General features: G+C 46.6%; 20 protein-coding genes and 1 riboswitch. Of the genes, 9 read left to right on the plus strand and 11 right to left on the minus strand.

The features are described 5' to 3' along the window. Positions 1 to 238: 238 nt before the first annotated feature. The 6 genes from NDI42_RS22200 to NDI42_RS22225 all read left to right on the plus strand — a co-directional run bounded on the left by NDI42_RS22200 (position 239) and on the right by NDI42_RS22225 (position 8,494). Positions 239 to 4,450, plus strand: a complete 4,212-nt coding sequence (locus tag NDI42_RS22200) for a CHAT domain-containing protein (protein WP_190457977.1) — start codon at positions 239 to 241, stop codon at positions 4,448 to 4,450. Between the two features lie 38 nt (positions 4,451 to 4,488). Then, a complete protein-coding gene (locus NDI42_RS22205; protein WP_190457978.1) occupies positions 4,489 to 4,791 on the plus strand; it encodes an HNH endonuclease in 303 nt (100 codons plus the stop codon). A 90-nt stretch (positions 4,792 to 4,881) separates the two neighbouring features. Continuing rightward, complete coding sequence (sufU, locus tag NDI42_RS22210) at positions 4,882 to 5,364, plus strand: Fe-S cluster assembly sulfur transfer protein SufU (RefSeq protein WP_190457980.1); 483 nt, start codon at positions 4,882 to 4,884, stop codon at positions 5,362 to 5,364. Between the two features lie 6 nt (positions 5,365 to 5,370). Further along, positions 5,371 to 5,889, plus strand: coding sequence for a Ycf51 family protein (locus NDI42_RS22215; protein ID WP_190457982.1), 519 nt, complete (start codon positions 5,371 to 5,373; stop codon positions 5,887 to 5,889). Positions 5,890 to 6,029: 140 nt separating this feature from the next. Next, positions 6,030 to 7,172: an iron-containing alcohol dehydrogenase family protein gene (locus NDI42_RS22220; RefSeq protein ID WP_190457984.1), complete on the plus strand. Its 1,143-nt coding sequence runs from the start codon at positions 6,030 to 6,032 to the stop codon at positions 7,170 to 7,172. Between the two features lie 134 nt (positions 7,173 to 7,306). Beyond that, positions 7,307 to 8,494: an aspartate aminotransferase gene (locus tag NDI42_RS22225; RefSeq protein WP_190457986.1), complete on the plus strand. Its 1,188-nt coding sequence runs from the start codon at positions 7,307 to 7,309 to the stop codon at positions 8,492 to 8,494. A 94-nt stretch (positions 8,495 to 8,588) separates the two neighbouring features. On the opposite strand, the gene NDI42_RS22230 is transcribed toward NDI42_RS22225, so the two are convergent. The 8 genes from NDI42_RS22230 to NDI42_RS22265 form a co-directional block, all read right to left on the minus strand. Beyond that, positions 8,589 to 9,359 (minus strand): ABC transporter ATP-binding protein, encoded by a 771-nt coding sequence (locus NDI42_RS22230; RefSeq protein WP_190457988.1) that lies wholly within the window; start codon positions 9,357 to 9,359, stop codon positions 8,589 to 8,591. 65 nt (positions 9,360 to 9,424) lie between these two features. Next, positions 9,425 to 10,270: an ABC transporter permease gene (locus NDI42_RS22235; RefSeq protein ID WP_190457990.1), complete on the minus strand. Its 846-nt coding sequence runs from the start codon at positions 10,268 to 10,270 to the stop codon at positions 9,425 to 9,427. 174 nt (positions 10,271 to 10,444) lie between these two features. Further along, entirely contained in the window at positions 10,445 to 11,506 is a 1,062-nt protein-coding gene (locus NDI42_RS22240; RefSeq protein ID WP_190457992.1) for an ABC transporter substrate-binding protein, read from the minus strand. Between the two features lie 33 nt (positions 11,507 to 11,539). Next, complete coding sequence (hypB, locus tag NDI42_RS22245) at positions 11,540 to 12,250, minus strand: hydrogenase nickel incorporation protein HypB (RefSeq protein ID WP_190457994.1); 711 nt, start codon at positions 12,248 to 12,250, stop codon at positions 11,540 to 11,542. Next, positions 12,234 to 12,620: a hydrogenase maturation nickel metallochaperone HypA gene (gene hypA, locus NDI42_RS22250; RefSeq protein WP_190457996.1), complete on the minus strand. Its 387-nt coding sequence runs from the start codon at positions 12,618 to 12,620 to the stop codon at positions 12,234 to 12,236. Before hypA ends, hypB begins: the two co-directional genes overlap by 17 nt. Before the next feature lie 3 nt (positions 12,621 to 12,623). Further along, positions 12,624 to 13,829, minus strand: a complete 1,206-nt coding sequence (gene speB, locus NDI42_RS22255) for an agmatinase (RefSeq protein ID WP_190417431.1) — start codon at positions 13,827 to 13,829, stop codon at positions 12,624 to 12,626. Between the two features lie 88 nt (positions 13,830 to 13,917). Further along, positions 13,918 to 14,033: riboswitch (guanidine-I (ykkC/yxkD leader) on the minus strand. A gap of 210 nt (positions 14,034 to 14,243) precedes the next feature. Then, positions 14,244 to 15,674, minus strand: a complete 1,431-nt coding sequence (locus NDI42_RS22260) for a DUF3370 domain-containing protein (RefSeq protein WP_190457998.1) — start codon at positions 15,672 to 15,674, stop codon at positions 14,244 to 14,246. A 41-nt stretch (positions 15,675 to 15,715) separates the two neighbouring features. Next, positions 15,716 to 16,228, minus strand: coding sequence for a pyroglutamyl-peptidase I family protein (locus NDI42_RS22265; RefSeq protein WP_190458000.1), 513 nt, complete (start codon positions 16,226 to 16,228; stop codon positions 15,716 to 15,718). Positions 16,229 to 16,424: 196 nt separating this feature from the next. On the opposite strand from NDI42_RS22265, the gene hisH reads away from it, so the two are divergent. Next, on the plus strand, positions 16,425 to 17,060 hold the full coding sequence (hisH, locus tag NDI42_RS22270; protein WP_190435830.1) for an imidazole glycerol phosphate synthase subunit HisH: 636 nt from the start codon (positions 16,425 to 16,427) through the stop codon (positions 17,058 to 17,060). A gap of 184 nt (positions 17,061 to 17,244) precedes the next feature. Continuing rightward, positions 17,245 to 17,799, plus strand: a complete 555-nt coding sequence (gene rsmD / locus NDI42_RS22275; RefSeq protein WP_190458001.1) for a 16S rRNA (guanine(966)-N(2))-methyltransferase RsmD — start codon at positions 17,245 to 17,247, stop codon at positions 17,797 to 17,799. 36 nt (positions 17,800 to 17,835) lie between these two features. On the opposite strand, the gene petG is transcribed toward rsmD, so the two are convergent. Continuing rightward, positions 17,836 to 17,949, minus strand: a complete 114-nt coding sequence (petG, locus tag NDI42_RS22280) for a cytochrome b6-f complex subunit V (protein WP_190417421.1) — start codon at positions 17,947 to 17,949, stop codon at positions 17,836 to 17,838. A gap of 288 nt (positions 17,950 to 18,237) precedes the next feature. On the opposite strand from petG, the gene NDI42_RS22285 reads away from it, so the two are divergent. Further along, complete coding sequence (locus NDI42_RS22285; protein ID WP_190458003.1) at positions 18,238 to 18,612, plus strand: c-type cytochrome; 375 nt, start codon at positions 18,238 to 18,240, stop codon at positions 18,610 to 18,612. An 80-nt stretch (positions 18,613 to 18,692) separates the two neighbouring features. Here the strand turns inward: NDI42_RS22285 and NDI42_RS22290 are convergent, their stop codons facing one another. Both NDI42_RS22290 and NDI42_RS22295 read right to left on the minus strand, forming a co-directional pair. Then, on the minus strand, positions 18,693 to 20,462 hold the full coding sequence (locus NDI42_RS22290; protein WP_190458005.1) for an ABC transporter ATP-binding protein: 1,770 nt from the start codon (positions 20,460 to 20,462) through the stop codon (positions 18,693 to 18,695). Next, a partial coding sequence (locus NDI42_RS22295; protein ID WP_206755954.1) for a hypothetical protein occupies positions 20,459 to 20,694 on the minus strand: 236 nt, incomplete at its 5' end. The genes NDI42_RS22295 and NDI42_RS22290, both read right to left, overlap by 4 nt.

Here is a 20,694-nt window from a genome sequence, read left to right on the forward strand (position 1 = left end):
ACTAAACATTTACATCAAATTTAATATTATTTTTATAGGAATTTAACCATAATTTAATTAAATTACGTATAAGTATAAGTATTGCTCGAAAAAAGAATAAGTTTATATAAAAGACTAAAACAGTAAGGGAAAAAATAGGTGCAAGCTGCACAAACCCAAATTATGGAAAAAACTTCAGGGTAATTATTGCAGCGAGAAAGGGTTTGAGTTCGGCAATAATAATTTTGGCGAGAGTTATATGAATAATTCTGGGAAAAGCCTGCGTTGTCTGCTGGTAGTTTTTCCGTTGCTAGGAGTTATCAGCAGTAAATCGGTACAGGCACAAACTACTATTGTTCCAGCAGCTGACGGCACTGGCACTGATGTTGTGCAAAATAGCGAGCGCTTCGACATCAGCGGCGGACAGAAATCTGGGGCGAATCTTTTCCACAGCTTTGAGAAATTCGGACTCAACTCGAACCAAATTGCCAACTTTCTCTCCCAACCAGGTATTGAGAATATTTTGGGGCGCGTCGTTGGTGGCGATGCCTCGATTATTAACGGTTTGATTCAAGTTACAAATGGGAAGTCTAACCTCTTCCTGATGAATCCAGCAGGCATTGTATTTAGCGCTGGAAGCAGTCTCAACGTACCTGCTTCCTTCACAGCGACTACAGCCACCAGCATTGGCATCGGTTCGCACTGGTTCAACGCACTGGGTGACAATAACTACGCTGCGCTGACGGGCAATCCCAACGCTTTTGCTTTCGCCGTCAGTCAACCGGGAGCCATTGTCAACGCTGGCAACCTCAGCGTAACGCAGGGAAAAAACTTAACCTTACTAGGCGGCACAGTTGTCAGTACAGGGCAACTAAAGGCACCAGGAGGTAACATTACTGTAGCAGCAGTACCTGGTGAAAGCATACTCCGCATCACTCAGCAAGGACTGCTACTAGGTTTGGAAATCCAACCACTGGCAACGACGGACACTCAACCTGGAAACTGGACGTTGCCGATTCCCACATTACCCCAATTGCTGACTGGCGGGGGTGCAGGCAATGCTACGAAACTAACAGTTAACAGTAATGGACAGGTAATATTAAGGGGATCAGGCATCCAGATAAACGGTGACGCGGGTACTACTATTGTGTCCGGTACTATTGATGCCTCAAATAAGGCATCTGGTGCAGCTGGAGGCACTGTGGAAGTGCTGGGTAACAAAGTTGCCTTAGTGGAACAAGCTCAAATCGATGTCTCTGGAGATGGGAAAGGAGGCACTTCCTTAATTGGCGGCGATTATCAGGGTAAGGGTGAAGTACCGAATGCCACTCAAACATTTGTAGGCAAAGACGCAACTATCAAAGCTGATGCTATTAGCAATGGCAATGGCGGTAGAGTTATTGTTTGGGCAGATAAGACGACAGAATTTTCCGGAAATATTAGCAGCAATGGCGGCACCAATTCTGGTAAAGGCGGATTCGTTGAGGTATCTGGGAAGAAAAATCTAGCTTTTGTCCCTAGCGCTGGAACTGGCGGCTCAACAGGCAACATATCGGTTCAAGATAGACCCTTTATACCCATAATTACCGAACCCGAACCAGCCACTAACCCTGGTACTAATCCTGTTACTGGTACTAATTCTGTTACTGGTACTAATTCTGTTACTGGTAATAATTCTGTTACTGGTACTAATCCTGTTACTGGTACTAATCCTGTTACTGGTACTAATCCTGTTACTGGTACTAATCCTGTTACTGATACTAATTCTGTTACTGGTACTAATCCTGTTATTGTGACTGTGAGTGTTACTGCCACTAACCCTGTTACGGTTACTACTAATACTGGTGCCACTGATACGGCTACGGATAAAGCTGACAGAGCAACAACTATACAGTTGATTTCGTTGAGCGATGGTATTTCTGCCTCGCGTGGATCTGATAGTAATAATATTCTTGTTGTCGATGACAGCCTCAAAAACAGGCCGAATGCACCTCATGCTGACAGGGTGACGCGCAATAGTGATGGAAGGCTGAAATTGTCAACTGCTGAAACATCTACTGTCTGCGCTGCACAACTGCAACAGCGATCGCAAAATTTGCAACTACTTGTGCGGCGTTGCTTGCAAGAACAACCCGCCGCACAAGTAGCAGCCGCTCAAGATAGCCCTAAACTAGCGGCATATCGACTATTACAGCAAGGTTTTGAGCAGTATCAGCCGAATAAGGTTGAATCTGCCATCCAGTCTTGGCAACAGGCATTAAGAATTTATCAGGAACTCAAAGACGTTCCGGGGGAAGTTGCTGCTAGAGGTGTTCTGGGTGCGGCTTCTCTGGTTCAGGAAAACTACAGGGAGGCGATCGCGCTCTTACAGCCATTTTTGACTATGGGACGGGAAAATGGCAATTCTAGCGATCGAGGACAAGCACTCTCAAATCTGGGAATTGCTTACAAAGCTTTGGGAAATTATGCAAACGCGATCGCATCCCATCAGCAAGCTTTGGCTATTATGCAGGAAACCAAAGACCGTCAGGGAGAGGGTCAGGTTTTAGTAAATTTAGGTAATACTTATGAAGCTTTGGGTGAATATGACAAAGCAATTAAATCATATCAGCAGAGTTTAACTATTGTACGGGGAATTAAAGATCGCTCAGGGGAAGGGATAGCATTAGGAAATTTGGGAGCTATTTACGCTAATTTGGGCAAGCATGACGAAGCAGTTAAGTCTTACGAACAGAGTTTAGCGATCGCCCGAAAAATTAACCACAAGGAAGGACAAGCAAGTTCCCTAAACAATCTCGGATTTGCTTACCAGGTTCAAGGCGATCATGTCAAAGCGCTTGGTTACTATGAGCAGAGTTTAGCGATCGCTCTGACAACTAGCGATCGCAAGTTGCAGCAGAAAGCATTAGGAAATTTGGGAATTGCTTACGAAGATTCAGGTGACTACGCCAAAGCAATTGAACATCACGAGAAAAGTTTAGAGATTGCGCGATCGCTTGGTGACAGACGCAGCGAGGGAATTGCTCTGAATAATCTAGGACATACCCTATTTACCTCTGGCAAACTCCCACAAGCAGAAAAAAAACTCCGCGATGCAGTTGAAGTTCTGGAATCTCTGCGACCGGGATTAAATGATATCCACAATGTATCACTTTTTGATACGCAAGTTCTCACCTACAGCCTGCTGCAACAAATCCTCATCGCTCAGAAGAAAGAAGATTCAGCTTTAGAAATTTCTGAACGGGGACGCGCCCGTGCTTTTGTAGAGTTACTGCAACAGCGGTTATCTCCTGAATCATCGGCTCGATCTAAAACTAATTTAAACCCTCCCACAATCGCGCAAATCAAAAAAATTGCCAAAGAACAAAATGCCACGCTGATTGAATATTCAATTGTTCCTGAAAAAGATTTCAAAGTACAAGGTAAACTCAGAGGGAAGTCCTCTGAACTCTTTATTTGGGTAGTTCAGCCTACAGGTAAAGTGGCGTTTCGTTCAGTTGACCTTAAACAGCTACGGCGGCAAAAAAATTCGTTTGAAGATTTGCTTGCTAACAGCCGTATTTTACACGGCCCTAATCTTCGGCAAGGAGACGCTGCTAGAGAGAAACTTCATCAAGTGCTGATTCAGCCGATTGCTGAATTCCTGCCCAAAGATGCAAATTCCCACGTAATATTTATTCCGCAAGGCGAGCTTTTCCTGCTGCCTTTCCCGGCGCTAAAAGGCCCCAATGGCAAATACTTAGTCGAGCAACACACAATCCTAACAGCTCCATCTATTGAGGTGCTAGACTTAACGCGCCAGCAACAGCAACGTATAGAAACGTTGCATAGAACGTCTCAACATAGCAAAGATGTGCTAGTGGTGGGCAATCCGACAATGCCGACAATGCCCGCAAAACAGCCAGGGCAAACGCCTCAGCAACTAGACCCATTACCGGGTGCCGAACAGGAAGCACAGACGATTGCTAAACTTTTGAACACCACGGCGATTATTGGGGACAAGGCAACGAAGGTTAATATTGTGCCGCAGATGTCTAAGGCGCGGCTGATTCATCTAGCAACGCACGGATTACTTGATGATATTCAAGAATTAGGCGTTCCTGGCGCGATCGCTCTAGCTCCATCAAAGAATGATAATGGATTCCTCACTTCTGGAGAAATCTTTGACTTGAAGCTAAATGCTGAACTTGTGGTATTGAGTGCCTGTAATACGGGACGCGGTGAAATTACCGGAGATGGTGTCATCGGGCTATCGCGATCGCTGATTTCAGCAGGAGTACCCAGCGCGATCGTATCCTTGTGGGCGGTGCCTGATGAGCCGACTAACCTTCTAATGACAGAATTTTATCGAACTCTGCAAACAAACCCTAATAAAGCCCAAGCATTGCGAAGCGCAATGTTAGCAACGATGAAAGAGTATCCAGAACCGTTAGATTGGGCAGCATTTACCCTAATTGGGGAAGCCCAGTAGAAACAACGGTTAAAAAATAAAATATAAACAATTCCCCCATGTCATCTTGGCGAGAAATTAGGCAACAAGCATTGCAAAGAGATCACCGCACCTGCCAAGTTTGCGGCAAAGAACACAGCGGACAAGTTCATCACATTATCCCTAAAAGCAAAGGTGGAACTGATGACTTGTGTAATTTGATAACACTTTGCGGCAGATGTCACATGGTAATTAGTCCAGTTCACGAATGGCTGATAACAAAGCTTTGGAAAATTCCGGCTGAGGAAATTAGTGGAGTAAGCCAACAGGTGCAAAATCGGATCGACGAAATAATAGAGGCTAGGGAGCAAAAACTGGGATAGAAATCTGGGAGTGAGGTTTACCAGCCCTGCCAAATTGAGAGACACTGATAGGATCGAGAAGGATTCATAAATTTTAATACTTATCCACTCATGACTCTGGGCAACCTGCGCGACCTTTATCAACAGGTCATTCTCGAACACTACAAGAAGCCACGGCACAAAGGCAAAACTAATCCGGTGCATCGGTATCAGAAAGGACATAATCCTTCCTGTGGCGATACGATTGAGCTGACGTTGCATCTGAACGATGCAGGCAACGCCATAGAAGAAGTAAAGTTTGAAGGAGAAGGCTGCGCGATCGCTATGGCTTCTGCTGACTTGATGGCGGATGCCTTACGAGGAAAGAGTGTAGGCGAAGCGCTGGAAATGGTTGAACGCTTCCAAAACATGATGAAGGGGCAAGCTGAGTTTCCTAAAGAACAGCGAAAGCTAAACGTCATGCAAGGCGTTTCTCAGTTCCCAGTCAGAATCAAATGCGCTAACCTTACCTGGCATACTTTAAAAGCTGCCCTGGAATTGCCCAATGGCAATTCAGGGAATGGCTTTATCAGTAATGAAAAAGAAGACGCTTGATCTGCCATGATAACGACTGCTGCTTTTTTAAACTATGCCAAGTGGGCGGGTATCCTCACCCTAGCCTGCGGTGTCTTGGCAGGATTGGGGTTTATTTTGCAATGGGGTATCCGGTTTCGCCTCGTGGGTATCACTGGCTTTATGGGCGTACTGACTGGTGGTTTGTTTGCCTTGGGTTTGGTGCCGTTAACCCACGCGGTAGTTCCGGGTGCGGTGCGCTATAAGCTGGTTTATGACACTGGGGGCGCGCAGACAGTAATCAAGGTTCCCCCGGAAATTACCGAAACACAATTGGACGCAACCCTGCGTCAAGCCGCCGCCAACTTGTTTTCTTATGGTCGTTTAGGTCAGATAAACAACCAACTCACTATTCGCGCACGCACCGTCATCCACCCAGAAGCAGGAGTTTCTAAACCGCTTTACTTGGGTGAGGTGAAGCGGAGTCTCGTCACCCGCGATGATGACCAGTTGGCTATTAAAGTTTATCCGGAAAATATCGCCCAACTGCCAAAACCCAACGCTTGAGCGTTTGTCATTATGAAATCGAGGCGGTTGCTTCCAGTATCAGGAAGCAACCGCCTCCAGAAAATTCTATTTATTCGCTGTAAATTTTTTTCAGAAAAATCTTGAGAGATACCCCTATTTAGAATAAAATAGTTCGTTCTATGCCCAACCAATCTTTGCCAGATTTGTCTACTCAAACCGCTACTTCGTTGTTTTCACTCTGTGTGGCTCCCGGTCGGGTGCTGCGGGGTCAGAAAGCGCTCTCGCAAGCGGGAGAAGCGATCGCGTGTTTGGGGCATCGTCCCTTAATTGTGGGAGGCGATCGCACCCTTGCCGTCACACTGCCCCAATTGCAAGCCGTTCTAGAGCAATCAAGCTTTGCCACAGCATCTTATAGCCCAGATTGTAGCGAAGCCAGCTTGAGATCTCTGCGACAAGCAGCCACAGATTCTCAAGCCGATCTGATTATCGGCATCGGCGGCGGAAAAGCATTAGATACCGCCAAATTACTCGCTTATCAGTGCGGGTTGCCAGTAGTCACGATTCCTACCTCAGCAGCTACCTGCGCTGCTTGGACAGCCCTATCCAACGTTTATTCTGACACCGGAGCTTTTCTGTACGATGTCAGCCTCGACCGCTGTCCAGATTTGCTGGTGCTGGATTACGATTTGATTCAGACTGCGCCGCAACGCACCCTGGTAGCTGGTATTGGCGACGCTTTGGCAAAGTGGTACGAAGCTTCTGTGAGTAGTGGTCATTCTGAGCAAAGTTTGCTAATTGCCGCAGTCCAACAAGCGAGAGTCTTGCGGGATATCTTGTTTCAAAAGAGTGCGGCCGCTCTCCTTGAACCAGGTAGTGAAGTCTGGAGGGATGTTGTCGATGCCACAATTTTACTAGCTGGGGTAATTGGTGGATTGGGCGGCGCTCAGTGTCGTACAGTGGCGGCTCATGCAGTACACAATGGTTTGACTCACATCCCAGCAGCTCATGGTGCCATACATGGGGAAAAAGTCGCTTATGGTATTCTCGCACAGCTGCGTTTGGAAGAAATGGTACAAGGCAACCAATTAGCTGCTACAGCCAGACAACAGTTATTAAAGTTTTACGCTGAGATTGGACTTCCTCAAACTTTGGAGGATCTGGGTTTGGGTGACATCACTTTAGCTCAGTTGCGGCAAGCGGCTGAAATTGCCTGCGCTGCTAATTCTGATATCCATCGGCTACCCTTTAAGGTTGTGCCTGACGAACTGATGGCGGCAATGGTTTCTACGACAATTGGTCATTTGTCAATAGCTAATGGCTAATGGCTGGCGATTAATTAGCTATCTTTTAAAAATGTTTTGATTGAGTTACGAGGTGGCATTTCATGTTCCAATTCCTAATAAGGATTTAGAGCGCTGCCCCGCTGAAAATATACACCAGTTTACGGATAGGTCTGATGACGTTAGATTGGATTAGCCCAGCCGACAGGCTGCAAGCCCTGCCGCCCTATGTATTTGCCCGCCTGGATGAACTGAAAGCTAGGGCGCGGGAGCAGGGGTTGGATTTAATTGATTTGGGAATGGGGAATCCAGATGGGCCTGCGCCGCAGCCAGTGATAGAGGCAGCGATCGCAGCTTTGCACAACCCCGCAAATCACGGCTATCCCCCGTTTGAAGGTACTAGCAGTTTCCGTCGCGCTATCACTAACTGGTATCGTCGTCGTTATGATGTTGACCTCGATCCGGATAGCGAAGCTTTGCCGCTATTGGGTTCTAAGGAAGGGTTGACTCATTTGGCGCTTGCTTATATCAATCCGGGAGATTTGGTTTTAGTACCTTCTCCGGCTTATCCGGCTCATTTTCGGGGGCCAGCGATCGCAGGCGGCAAAATTCACCAGCTGATTTTAAAACCAGAAAATGACTGGGTAATCGATATCGGTGCGATTCCAGATTCTGTAGCAGAACAAGCTAAGATTCTCTATTTCAATTATCCCAGTAACCCCACTGGCGCAACAGCACCCCGTGAATTTTTCAAAGATATTGTTGCCTTTGCTAAAAAGTACAAAATTTTACTCGTGCATGACTTGTGCTATGCAGAGTTAGCCTTTGATGGTTATCAGCCGACTAGCTTGTTAGAAATTCCCGGGGGCAAAGATATCGGTGTCGAGTTTCACACCATGTCAAAAACTTATAACATGGCTGGCTGGCGCGTGGGTTTTGTGGTGGGAAATAGACATATTATTCAAGGCTTGCGGACGCTGAAAACTAATCTGGATTATGGCATTTTTGCCGCTTTGCAAACTGCTGCCCAAACAGCGTTGGAATTGCCAGATGAATATGTGAATCAGGTATGCGATCGCTATCGTCGTCGCCGCGATTTTCTAATTCAAGGTTTGGGCGAATTGGGTTGGAATATTCCCAAACCAAAAGCCACAATGTATCTCTGGGTTCCATGTCCGGTGGGAATGGGTTCCACAGATTTTGCCTTGTCAGTGTTGCAGCAAACTGGTGTGGTTGTAACGCCGGGGAATGCTTTTGGGGCTGGGGGTGAAGGTTACGTGCGAGTAAGTTTGATTGCGGAATGCGATCGCTTGGGTGAAGCCTTGCGCCGCTTTAAAGAAGCGAATATCCGCTATCAGCCGTAAATCATCTCCGGTTAGCACTCAATAAATTGAATTACCTGTAGGCGAGACGACCGCCCTACAGGTAATTGCGTGTTTAATTGAACTGTATAGATATCTATGCAGCCACCGCCTCCAAGGAATTTCTCCGCAGCAAGTTCATCAATTCATCCTTGTAATCGTGGAAAATAGAGTGGCGCTTCACAGCATGGGTGCGATTGGGCAATTCGATGGGGATTTCTTTGCTCACCGTACCGGGACGCGCACTCAGGGCGTAGATTCGGTTAGAAAGGAAAACTGCCTCTTCTACATCATGGGTGATCATGAAAACCGTGAGACGATTGCGTTCCCAAAGTTCCAGCATAAACTGTTGCATAGATTCTTTAGTGTGAATGTCCAATGCACCAAAAGGTTCATCCATCAACAGCACTTTAGGTTCCGAAGCAAGGGCGCGGGCGATGGCTACTCGTTGCTTCATTCCGCCGGATAGCTCTTTGGGCAGCGATCTAGCAAATTCCGTCAACCCGACTATATTCAGATAGTAACTGGCGCGATCGCGTCGTTCCTTTTTTGATATTCCCTGAAGTTTTAGTCCAAATTCTGTATTTTCCTGCACGTTCATCCAGGGGTAAAGCGTGTAGTGCTGAAACACCATCCCCCGATCCGGCCCTGGCCCAGCGACGCGCACACCATCAATCTTAACTTCCCCTGTTGTGGGGGTATCCAGTCCGGCAATCTGCCGTAGCAGCGTGGACTTACCAGATCCAGATGCTCCCACAGAACAAATAAATTCGCCTTCCTTAATCGTCATATTAATGTCCTTGAGGACAACTAAATTTCCCTGTTTTGTATTAAAGTGCTTGTGCAGATTATTGATTTGCAAGTACATAACTTTAAAACCTCTAAATTGTTAAATGGATATTTAGGAACGACACACGCTGATAAGTCGGAAATCTATCGTTTTTGGCTTGCCCACTTACAAGAAACCCGCATTAGGTACTGGAATAACAGGTCGAATGACAGCCCGATAACCCCGATTACAATTAGCCCGACAAAAATCTCATCAGTGTTGAGAAACCTACCAGCAACGCTGATCCGACGGCCCAACCCCTCCGTTGCGGCAATCAATTCTGAGACAATCACCAATTGCCAAGCCGCTGCCAAGTTAATTCGACAGGCATCCATGATTCCGGGCAAGACGTGCGGAAAAATTACCTGAAACAACGTCTGCCAACGGTTCCCCCCCAGCGTGTAGGTAGCTTCAATCAATTCTTTAGGCACGAATTTCACAGTATCCATCACCATCAGGGAATTGAAGAAAAAGACACCGATGAAGATCAGGGTAATTTTCGGTGCTTCCCCGATGCCTAGGTAGAGGATGAAAAGAGGAATGAAAGCCGGCGCAGGCATATAGCGCATCAACCCGAACAGCGGTTCCAGTAATGCCCGAATACTGGGAAAACTGCCCATCAGGACTCCAACGGGGATGGAAAAAATTGCCGCCAGCAAAAACCCAACACCAACCCGCCACAAGCTAGCCACTGTGTCTTTGAGGAGTTCGCGGGTACTCCACAGCCGTCCAAATGCCGCCATAACTTGGGCAGGAGAGGGCAAAAATTTGGGATCGATGTTCCCGAACATTGTCACCAGCCACCACAGTAGTAGGGGTAGTGCAATGGAAGTGGCGATCAATGCTGTATTCAGAGGTTTGGGAATGTCTTCGCCAATGCGCCAGAAAACCGTGGAAGGCAACATTTTTGATTCGGTGGAAGACTCGTGCGATTTAGGGCTTTGACTCATAAATTCCTCCGTGGCAATCCTCGACCCAGTTGTGACTACCTTTTAAACGAACCGCACAGGCAAGAGAGGGCGCAAAGAGGAGGAAAGGCAAAAGTTCATAAAGTTAGGATTGCTAGAGGATTTTGAAGGAGTTTTCAGGGTTATGTAGTTTGACTACCAAGAACTGCCGGATACCTATGCTTTCATGGTTTTTTGGGCATAGGCCTTGATGAAGCGGTCATCGAATAGCTTTCTGAGGTCTGGTTGTGTCTTCGCTAGACCCACTTCTTCCAAAAATTTAGTCATTTCCTGAGATGCAAACATCAGGGAGGTCATATCGTTGCCCGGTTGAAAGGCTTTCAGGTTATCCTCCACTGAGAAGATCCTGGTGCCTTGGGCGTACTCTTTGTATTCGTCAACGCTGACTCCCGCCCGATTTGCCATGATTGCGATCGCTTTGTCTGGGTTTTTCTTCATGTAGTCCAGGGTGGCAAACCAAGCATCGACCAATGCCTGTACTCGTTCTGGGTGTTCGTCTGCAAATTTGTGAGTGACTACCAAATGGTCGGGAATTGCCCCTGGAAAGTCTTTGGAACTGAAAAGTTCCTTACTGCCTGCGAGTTTCAGCGCTTGGGTTGTGAAGGGAGCAAATACTGCTACCGCATCAACTTGTCCGCCTACGAATGCTGATGCTGCTTTCCCTGTTTCCAGAGGGACGAATTCAATATCTTTCTGAGTTAAGCCTGCTTTCCTCAGTCCCAGCAGCAGGAGGAAGTGATCGACGGCACCTTCTTCAGCTGCGACTTTTTTGCCCTTCAGGTCGGCAATGGAGTTGATGCCTCCCCGGACGATTACCTTGTCATTGCCTGTGGAGTTGTCGTTCACTAGCACTACAACCTGATCTGCGCCCCCCGATACCGCGCTAAGGGTATCGTTTAGGGTTTGGCTATTAGCATCGATTTGCTCTGCACTCAAGGTGTTGATGGATTCCAAATAGCCATCAAACCATTTCAGCTCCACTCCCACCTGCTTAGCATCGAATATCTTCTGGTCGTAGGCAATCTGCCAGGGAAACCAGCCGGGCCATGCACTGAATCCCAAACGCGCCACACCTGCATTCTCTGAGTCAGCCGCCACTGCGGAGGAAGTAGTATCGGTAGTGGTGGTAATGTAAACTGCGGGATTAGTGCAACCCACGGCAAGACTTAAACTAATTAAAAAGAGAGCAAAACAGGACAGTAGCGATCGCCTTTTCATGAGAATCTCCCTTTTTCCTACTCTCGCTTCTTCTTATCTGCTAGCGATCGCTGCATCTAGTAGCGGTTGATTCTGAGATGCTACCTGTGACTTTACCCAATCAAACCAAACGTCTAATCCCTCGCCTGTCTTCGCAGAAACGGGAATAATTGTGGCATAAGGATTCATCTGGCGGACATTAGCGGCAATCCGATTAATATCAACTTCCAGATAAGGAGCCAAATCCATTTTGGTAATCAGCAAGCAATCCGCCTCTTGAAACATTACTGGATACTTAAGCGGCTTATCTTCTCCTTCAGTAATACTAAGCAGAGCAATCTTTGCGTGTTCTCCAACTTCAAATTCCGCAGGACAAACTAAATTGCCGACATTTTCCACCAGCACTAAATCGAAGTCTGAAGGGTTGTATTGATGTTCCAGTTGATGGATTCCCCCAGCGACCATTTTTGAATCTAAATGGCAGGAACGACCTGTATTAATTGCAAACACAGGTACTCCATACTGTCGCAACCTATCTGCATCTAATTCTGTAGTCATGTCGCCTTCTATTACGGCGATTTTTAACTTATCTTTCAAAGCAGCGAGAGTCTGTTCCAGCAGCACTGTTTTCCCAGCGCCGGGACTACTCATAATATTGAAACAAGTAATCCCCCACTTGTCGAAATGCGCCCGGTTATGTTCTGCTCCTTTCTGATTAGCATGGAGCAAGTTAATCCCTAATGCCGCGTCAAATGTTTGGTGCATAAGCTTCTTTATTTGCCTCGTCGAAACTATATTCAATTCGATCAATTTTCAATTCTCGTCCTGAGCGAATATCCTCCATCGGCGAGTGACACTGAGGACAAGAGTATTGCAACCCAATTTCAGGGTTATATTCCTGTTGGCAAGGATGACAGAAGGCAATTAAGGGCTTTTCTTGAATTACCAACTCAACTCCTTCTAAAAAAGTGTTGTGCGTCTGTACCTCAAAAGCAAATTGCAGACTTACAGGCTCCACGCAAGTGAACTTACCAACAATCAGGTGAATTCGGGAAATTTGTGGGCGCTCAGGCTGGGATTGCCACCAGTCTTTTACTGTAAAAATGAGCGCCTTTGTCATGTCAGTTTCGTGCAAGGCTTATCTCCACTCTGCAACTAATTCTGGCTCAGCTTCTTCGTGAATGTAAGCTGGTTTTTCTTTTCTTGGTAGCTGACCTGAAACTACCAAATGTCCCATCGTGTCGCAAATTACACGAGCTGCCATTAATGCAGTCATATCGCTTATATCGTAGGGAGGAGAAACTTCCACAACTTCCAGTCCGCAGATAGGTGCGCGTTGAACAATTTTGCCCAACATATAGAGAGCTTCACGGGGTAATAACCCGCCGGGTTCAGGCCATCCTGTTCCAGGTACGAAACCTGCATCAATGCAGTCAATATCAAAGCTGATATAAACGCAATCTGTGCCGTCTAATGCTCTTTCTAAAGCAAAGTCTACAGCGTAATCCAGACCCTTTTCTGTAATATCTGTAACCGTCAGGATATTACTTGCTCGTTCTCGATAAAATTTCACGCCTTCACGCGGAACTTGCCAACCACCAATCCCCAATTGAACTAAGTTTTTTGGAGGTGCATTCTTGATGTTGGTGGCATGAAACCAGGGACAGGTGTGCATCCGTTCATCCAGGTCGGTTTCTTGGGTATCTACGTGGCGGTCAAAGTGAATAATTCCCACTTTTTTGTCACCTAAGTGACGACATATTCCGCGCACTGTCGGATAACCAATGGAATGATCTCCGCCTAAAATTATCGGGAAGGCACCAGAACTAAAGATATGAGCAATACCTTTAGAAATTTGGTCAAAGGACTTTTCGTTATTAGCAGGAATCGTGAAAATATCCCCAACATCGCACAGGGTGATTTGCTCTCGCAAATCTACGCCTAATTCAAAGCTATAGGGAGTATAAAGTGCGGAAATGCGCCGAATTCCTTGGGGGCCAAAACGAGTTCCTGGTCGATAGGTAGTACCGGAATCATGAGGTACGCCGACAACCGCAACATTGTATTCTCCAACTTTTTTTACATCTTCTAAATAGGGCGCTTTTAAGAAGGTGTTAATCCCGGCGTAGTGGGGTAATTCGCCGCGTGAGAAAGTGGGAATGGAGCGATCGCGTATACTGTCTGCTCCTTCTAACCCTAAGTCTAATCCTCTGGAAACCTCCTGTTGCCAACCAGTCAAAGGCAGTCGCGCTTCTTTTTCCAAAGCTCGTTCAGCTTCACTAGGAGGCTCTTGGGAGTGAGAATCTAAACTCTCAGAAAGGGGGCGATCGCGTTCTTCAGTCATCTTGCAAAATCCTAAAAATTGTTCAATCCCCAACGATTACAATATCAAAGCCCAGGAAAGCACTAACAGTTAGGTAACTGTTAGATGTCTCTCCCGGGCTTTTTTCCCGCCGTGTCATCAGCTAATCCGATCAAGCTGATTAGCTTCTCTTGGACCAGTCGTTTAAACCCTCAGATTCAAACCGGAACCCTAGAAGCTATGATTTTTTCTAGCAGATATTAGCAATAGTTTTTGGGGATCGCTTTTTAAAGCTTAGATATATGTTTATCAACAAATGCACCCAATAAATGTATTAAAAGCTACAATTTATCTTGTTTCCCAGTCTGGAAGGTTGCCTGCATAATGGAAGCGATCGCTATCTTGATCACAATAACTTGAGTAGGGACGCGGAACGGGCGCGCCCCTATAATCTAACTAAATTAAACGCCCAATTCCATACAACATGGGTATCGCGCTTAAAAATGCGATCGCGCCTAAATTAGCCGAGTTAGTGTCTAAAGTTCTCACAGTCAACGCCTGCGGCGCGGTGGCATCAGGAGGATAAATTAAATCAACTTGTACCTGTCGCCGAGTTTTCGGTGCCATTCTCAACGTTAGCAATGGGTCTAAAACCTGACCTGTTCTGTGCCACAAATGCACGTAGCGAGTCTGAGGCTTACCTTGGTCGTCGTTGTAACGCAACCGCACTGTTCCTCGGAAAATTGGGAAATCTTGGGGCGGTTTTCGGAAGCGTAACCCACCTTTACTCAACTTATCTTCCTTCAATGGCGTTTCCAGAGTCACGCTAACAGTTTCAGGTTTATTCGTAGAGTTCATTAAAGGTAAGCTGAGGTTGTATTCTACTCCATAGTTACCATGCGCTTCGTAAGCTGTATCGGGATAGCGTACCAGCATTTTTGCTGTTTGCACTTGACCCGTCCCTAGAGTTCCTAGTTTCAAGCTGCTGATAGGATAAGAAATGGCTTTACCTGATTCGGGAATTGTTAAATGCTGGGCATTTGGTTTATCCACCAGTCGCGCTTTCCATGCAGAACCTGCCGATACTCCCGCCACGCGACTATAGATAAATTTTCCTGTAGTTTGTTGTGGAGGACTCGGCGGTGTATCGCGGGGCCCTGCTAAACCGCCAGTATTTAGTAAAGCTTCCCATTCTAGTTGATTAGGTGCGCGATCGCTACCATCAGCATTTTTCTTAGCATACATTGCTAAACTGGCTGCATAAACCGTGCCATTACTGCGTAAGCGCATCAACGTTGAACGCCCATTTATCGGCTTTTCTAAATCCCGCACCGGAATCGGATGATTCATTAACATCCGGCTTCCCCCTGGTGGAATCGCTAACTGCGCAGGAATATCAGCCTGACGAATCCCCCGCAGGACATCATTCACAGCGCGATCGCCATGTCCTGAGTATACGTCACCTTTAGGATTTTCCACATAAGTTGGCAAGGTGACATAAGGCGCATTTTGCATTAGCTGACTTGCCGCTTGCAATACTTGCACCCTTACAACTTTTTTAGTTGGATTATGCAAAATCACTCCTATATAAAGCGTCTGCAAATCCTTGGGAGTGTGGCTAAAATGGTGGGCAAATAAATCAAATCTCCCCTGAAAAGGAAAATTAAGATGAGCCCCTGGCACCTTTTTACCTGTAGGAGGAAAGGTAGAGAGTAAAATCCCCTCAAGTTTTACCCATTCTGGACTATTGCTGTTAAACATCGGCACGTTATCCAGCTGTCCAGGTAAAGGCAGAACTGGCTGGGGTTGCACGATTTCTTGGGGTGCTGGCTTAGGTGGTGGCGGCGGTGTTTGAGCAAGGGGTAAAATCGATAATAACGGCAGCATAGGATGCAAGATTATAGATAAACGCTAAGACTCTATGAGTCTCATAAAAGTGCCATGCTTTTAATAACTACTAAAAAATCTGCCATAATACCAGATAAATTATCTGGGGTCAAAACCGGAACGTGAACGAAAACGCAGCGGCTATTAAGTTGGCGTTCTTGTAAATATTCCAATACTGAATAATATAGTCCCTCGCAGACAAATTTTCCGGCATCGTGGCTGATATCAGTTGCCGCACAACCTGCTAATATTTTCTCTAAATTGACTGGTGTCAACAATCGGTTATCTCCACAATTCGCGCAAGATTCGACGCTTAATTGGTTTCTCCCCTCTGCCATGCCGCAGCAGATAATCACATCGGCTTGCAATTCGTTGATTTTGGCAATGACGCGATCGCTTGCTTGGGCAACATCAACTGGTAGCTGCCTTAAAAAATTCAAAGACAGCGGGGAAAGCTCACTTTTGGCAACTTCTAACAATAAATCATCCGAAGAATTGGATTTTTGGTGAGGTAGCCAAGTGTCAAAGGAGGTCAATAAGATAATTTTACTCATTGGATATTTAGGAAACTGTAACTATTAATAAAAGGATCCTTTTTTTTTGGAAATTGTTATTTTATATATTGACTTTAGTAGGAGGTTGTTATATTATAAATATTAAAAACATACAGAGATAACGTTCTCTTATGGCATCAACGTACAATTGTACGTTGATGCGGAAAAAATAAAAAATTCAGTTATAAGATCGAGCATGACAGTCATTGCAGTTATAGACTACGACATGGGGAATCTGCACTCTGCCTGTAAGGGGTTGGAGAAAGCAGGCGCGATCGCGAAAATTACCGATTCACCGTCAGATATTGAACGGGCGGATGCGGTGGTACTGCCTGGGGTAGGATCTTTTGACCCAGCAGTGCAACAATTGAGATCGCGTCACCTAGTAGAACCGATAAAAAACGCGATCGCTTCCGGGAAACCCTTCTTAGGCATCTGTCTGGGTCTGCAAATTCTCTTCGATGGGAGTGAAGAAGGCAAAGAACCCGGTTTAGGAATTGTCCCCGGTGTTGTGCGAAGATTTAGCTCAGAACCAGGATTAACAATTCCCCACATGGGCTGGAACACTCTGGAAATTACCCAGCCAAATGCCGAACTGTGGCGACAATTACCAGAACAGGCTTGGGTGTACTTTGTCCATTCCTACTACGTCGATCCAGTTGACCCGAAAATCAGGGCGGCAACCATCACCCACGGTAGTCAAACGGTAACAGCTGCGATCGCTCGTGACAACTTGATGGCTGTCCAATTCCACCCCGAAAAATCTTCCACCAGCGGACTACAAATTTTATCCAACTTCGTCGCCCAAGTACAGGCGAAAGTGCCAGCATAAAAGATTTTTGGGTACACTCCCAATATTTCTTGGCTAAAAGATCCCGCCCTTAAAAAATGATGAGAAAAGCCCCCCTTGAAAAGGGGGTTGGGGGATCAAGCCTTAACCGATTCTTATCTTCCCTCCCTTGTCCTTAGCGTCTAAGCGCTAACGCGCAGCCTTCGCCAACGCGGTTTTTCTCACAATGACCCTAAGAATTTACGGCAATCGCCAACTCAAAACCTTACCCGGTCAAGAAACCCGACCAACACTAGGACGAGTGCGCGAAGCAGTGTTTAATATTTGGCAGGGCAGCATCAACGGCTGTCGGTGGCTGGACTTGTGCGCTGGTAGCGGATCGATGGGCGCAGAGGCATTGTGTCGCGGTGCCAACTGCGTAGTCGGAATAGAAAAATGGGGTAAAGCTTGCGCCATCGTACAGCAAAACTGGCAGCAAGTCGCTCAAAGCGAGCAAAAATTTCAAGTGCTGCGGGGAGATGTAGTAGGGCAATTGCCAACACTTGCTGGTCAGCAGTTTGACCGGATATACTTCGATCCGCCCTACGCCAGTGGACTGTATCAGCCAGTATTGGAAGCGATCGCGCATTACCAAATATTAGCTCCCACTGGTGAAATGGCAGTAGAACACAGCCCCAACAACTGGACAGTTGAACCCGTTCCCACCCTGGAAATCTGTCGCCAAAAGGTTTATGGCAACACAGCCCTCACCTTCTTCAGAGTTATGAGTGCTGAGTGCTGAGGCGAGGAATAAAGCACTCAGCACTCAACACTTTTTCTACAAGCCTAGGTCATTACCGCGCTTGTACTGCATATAAGCAGCGAAAAACAGCCCAGCGAGGGTGACAAGGATTAAGCCCATCACAATTCCTGAAAGCAGAGGTTCGATCACGTCAGTTCTCCTTTGTTAAAGTTTTTTGTCTGTTTCTCATCCTACAAGGTACAGACAAATAAAGGGTAAGGCTGGCACCAGAGAATTTCACAGCATCTCATCCCTTGCGGCGTAAAGCTACGCAAAATTACGCTTGCCTGGATTAAGAGAAAAATTTAAGCTATGTATATAAATTGAAACGTTTCTCGATACACTAGCACACATATCGATATACTCGGTCATTACACACTAATCACCCTCTCCCCCTGATAAAAAACTCTGTTTGTACATCTTCGCCTTAAGAAACCATTGGATAACCAGTACACTCTACGAGAAACCTTGATGCAGCGCTTAAGCTTGACAGCTTTGGCGTTTGTGCTGGTACTCCTGTTATCAGTTGTCAGCTTTCACCTGTGGCGCGTCTCCGATCCTTATGTAAAGACTGTTTTATCCTTAAACGGCGATGTAGTGCAGGGACACGCCATCTTTCAAATGAACTGCGCTGGCTGTCATGGATTGGAAGCGCAAGGTCGGGTGGGCCCCAGTCTGGAAGACATCTCAAAGCGGAAGTCTCGCGTCAGAATAATTCACCAAGTCATCAGTGGCGATACCCCACCCATGCCGCAGTTCCAGCCTAGCACCAAAGAAATGGCAGATTTACTGCGCTATTTGGAACAACTGTGATTGGGGGCTGGGGGCTGGGGACTAGGGACTAGGAACTAGGTAGGACTTTTTGCCAATCCCCAATCCCCAATCCTCAATTCCTAACTAAACTGTTGGGCATAGAATCGCGCATAGCGATCGCCCTTTTCCAACAATTCTTGATGACTCCCCGATTCCAAAATCTGCCCCTGTTCCACCACTAAAATCCGATCGGCGCGGCGCACGGTGGCAAGGCGGTGGGCGATGATAAATACAGTCCGGTCTTGCATGATCCGTTCTAAGGCTTCTTGCACCAAAGCTTCAGATTCCGAATCCAGTGCTGATGTAGCTTCGTCGAGAATCAGAATTCTGGGGTTGAGTAAAACAGCACGCGCGATCGCAATCCTCTGTTTTTGCCCTCCCGACAAGTTCACCCCTCTTTCCCCCACCCAAGTGTAATAGCCTTGCGTCATTTGGCTAATAAACTGGTGGGCGTTAGCAATTTCGGCAGCAGCCTGAACATCTTTCAAGTCAAACTCAGCTTGACCAAAAGCAATATTCTGCGCGATCGTGCCAGAAAATAGAATAGTTTCTTGCGGCACAATACCAATTTGTCGCCGCAAACTCCGCAGCGTCACATCCTGAATATTGATCCCATCAATCAGAATTTCACCGCCATGAATGTCATAAAAGCGGGGTAGCAGATTCACCAAAGTAGTTTTACCCGCACCAGATGCCCCCACCAAGGCAATCATTTCACCGGGTTGGACTAAAATACTCAAGTTTTTCAGAACTGGGGAATTGGGAATTAGGAAATCTACCTTTTCGCCCAGCCCTCTGTCGGCTGGAGACGGATAAGCAAAAGTAACATTCCGATATTCCACCTTTCCAGTAACTGGCGGAAGCACCTTTGCACTGGGCTTTTCCAGCACCGTCGGCTGAATTGCCATCAGTTCAAAAATCCGGTCAACTGATGCCTGACCTTGTTTAAACTCGTTGTAGTTACTTGTGAGATGGGCGATGGGGTCAATTAGCAACGCTACAGCTGCGATATAACTAACAAATTCTGCCCCAGTCAAATTGCCGATAGAAATTTGCCAGCCGCCCAGGAAAAACAGCAGCAACACGCTCATCGCGTACAGAAATCCTACCACAGGGTTCTGAATCGCCTTCAGCCGTTCAGTTGCATACTTAGCTTTCCGATTTTCTTCAGCTTCCTGGGCAAAACGAGCAATTTCATAATCTTGGGCGGCGAAAGCTTGCACCAGACGAATTCCGCTAAATACCTCTGTCAGCAAAGCCGATAAATTAGATACGTGATTTTGACTGCGGCGAGAAAACTTCAGCATCTGTTCGCCAAACCAGCCAATTAAAACGCCCATTAGCGGTGCTACCAAAAAAGTTGCCAGCGTCAGCTGCCAGTTGAGATAAATCATGTAGCCCAACACGACTATTAGCTGCAACACACAGGGAATAAAGTCATGGAAAACTTTGTTCACTACCTCCCCAACCCGGTCGATATCTTCGGTGAGACGATAAGTTAAATCGCCTGTCTGTGTAGTTTCAAAATAGCCAAAGTTGAGGCGGTGTAGGTGAGTATAAACCTGTTTGCGTAAGTCAAAGGCCACGAAAAGGGCGGCTTTCGCCATCAGGGTATCCTGTCCATACATCAGAATTTTCTGGACTAGAAAAACCACGGCCAGCACTCCGGCTAACTGGGCCAGCGCCGCCATATCGCCCTGTCCAATGAAATTGGCGATTTTGCCTGCAAGTGCCGCCTGTATCGGCCAGAATACCGTAACCCCTAATGTGCAAGCAAAAGCCTGAGCAATGGTTTTCCACTGAGGGCGGATGTATGGCAGTAGATGCCAATAACTAGAGCGCGTTTTCAAGCCGTCACGTCCTGTAACAATCTTTTCCTTTGTTTGACGTTACCAGCTTTGCGGTGTTTCTGAGTAGTAGCGCTTGTACTTATAAGGCGGGAAAGATGCCCACCCCACAAGATAAGCCTGGCGTTGCTGAAAAGATAATGTTTTAGGCAGGCAGAGGAATCGTTCGATACAACAAAATAGTGCAGCAGTAACCGCAGCGAACACTTCAACATCTCAACCGACTTGGAGTAGC

The sequence above is a fragment of the Funiculus sociatus GB2-C1 genome, assembly GCF_039962115.1.
GTDB lineage: Bacteria > Cyanobacteriota > Cyanobacteriia > Cyanobacteriales > FACHB-T130 > Funiculus > Funiculus sociatus.

Coding starts and splice junctions, on each gene's coding strand:
- NDI42_RS22265 (WP_190458000.1), bottom strand. CDS start 16,228: ATGAGTAAAATTATCTTATTGACCTCCTTTGACACTTGGCTACCTCAC.
- NDI42_RS22260 (WP_190457998.1), bottom strand. CDS start 15,674: ATGCTGCCGTTATTATCGATTTTACCCCTTGCTCAAACACCGCCGCCA.
- NDI42_RS22220 (WP_190457984.1), top strand. CDS start 6,030: ATGCCCAACCAATCTTTGCCAGATTTGTCTACTCAAACCGCTACTTCG.
- hypB (WP_190457994.1), bottom strand. CDS start 12,250: ATGCACCAAACATTTGACGCGGCATTAGGGATTAACTTGCTCCATGCT.
- NDI42_RS22200 (WP_190457977.1), top strand. CDS start 239: ATGAATAATTCTGGGAAAAGCCTGCGTTGTCTGCTGGTAGTTTTTCCG.
- NDI42_RS22205 (WP_190457978.1), top strand. CDS start 4,489: ATGTCATCTTGGCGAGAAATTAGGCAACAAGCATTGCAAAGAGATCAC.
- sufU (WP_190457980.1), top strand. CDS start 4,882: ATGACTCTGGGCAACCTGCGCGACCTTTATCAACAGGTCATTCTCGAA.
- NDI42_RS22230 (WP_190457988.1), bottom strand. CDS start 9,359: ATGTACTTGCAAATCAATAATCTGCACAAGCACTTTAATACAAAACAG.
- NDI42_RS22215 (WP_190457982.1), top strand. CDS start 5,371: ATGATAACGACTGCTGCTTTTTTAAACTATGCCAAGTGGGCGGGTATC.
- NDI42_RS22235 (WP_190457990.1), bottom strand. CDS start 10,270: ATGAGTCAAAGCCCTAAATCGCACGAGTCTTCCACCGAATCAAAAATG.
- NDI42_RS22240 (WP_190457992.1), bottom strand. CDS start 11,506: ATGAAAAGGCGATCGCTACTGTCCTGTTTTGCTCTCTTTTTAATTAGT.
- speB (WP_190417431.1), bottom strand. CDS start 13,829: ATGACTGAAGAACGCGATCGCCCCCTTTCTGAGAGTTTAGATTCTCAC.
- NDI42_RS22225 (WP_190457986.1), top strand. CDS start 7,307: ATGACGTTAGATTGGATTAGCCCAGCCGACAGGCTGCAAGCCCTGCCG.
- rsmD (WP_190458001.1), top strand. CDS start 17,245: ATGACCCTAAGAATTTACGGCAATCGCCAACTCAAAACCTTACCCGGT.
- hisH (WP_190435830.1), top strand. CDS start 16,425: ATGACAGTCATTGCAGTTATAGACTACGACATGGGGAATCTGCACTCT.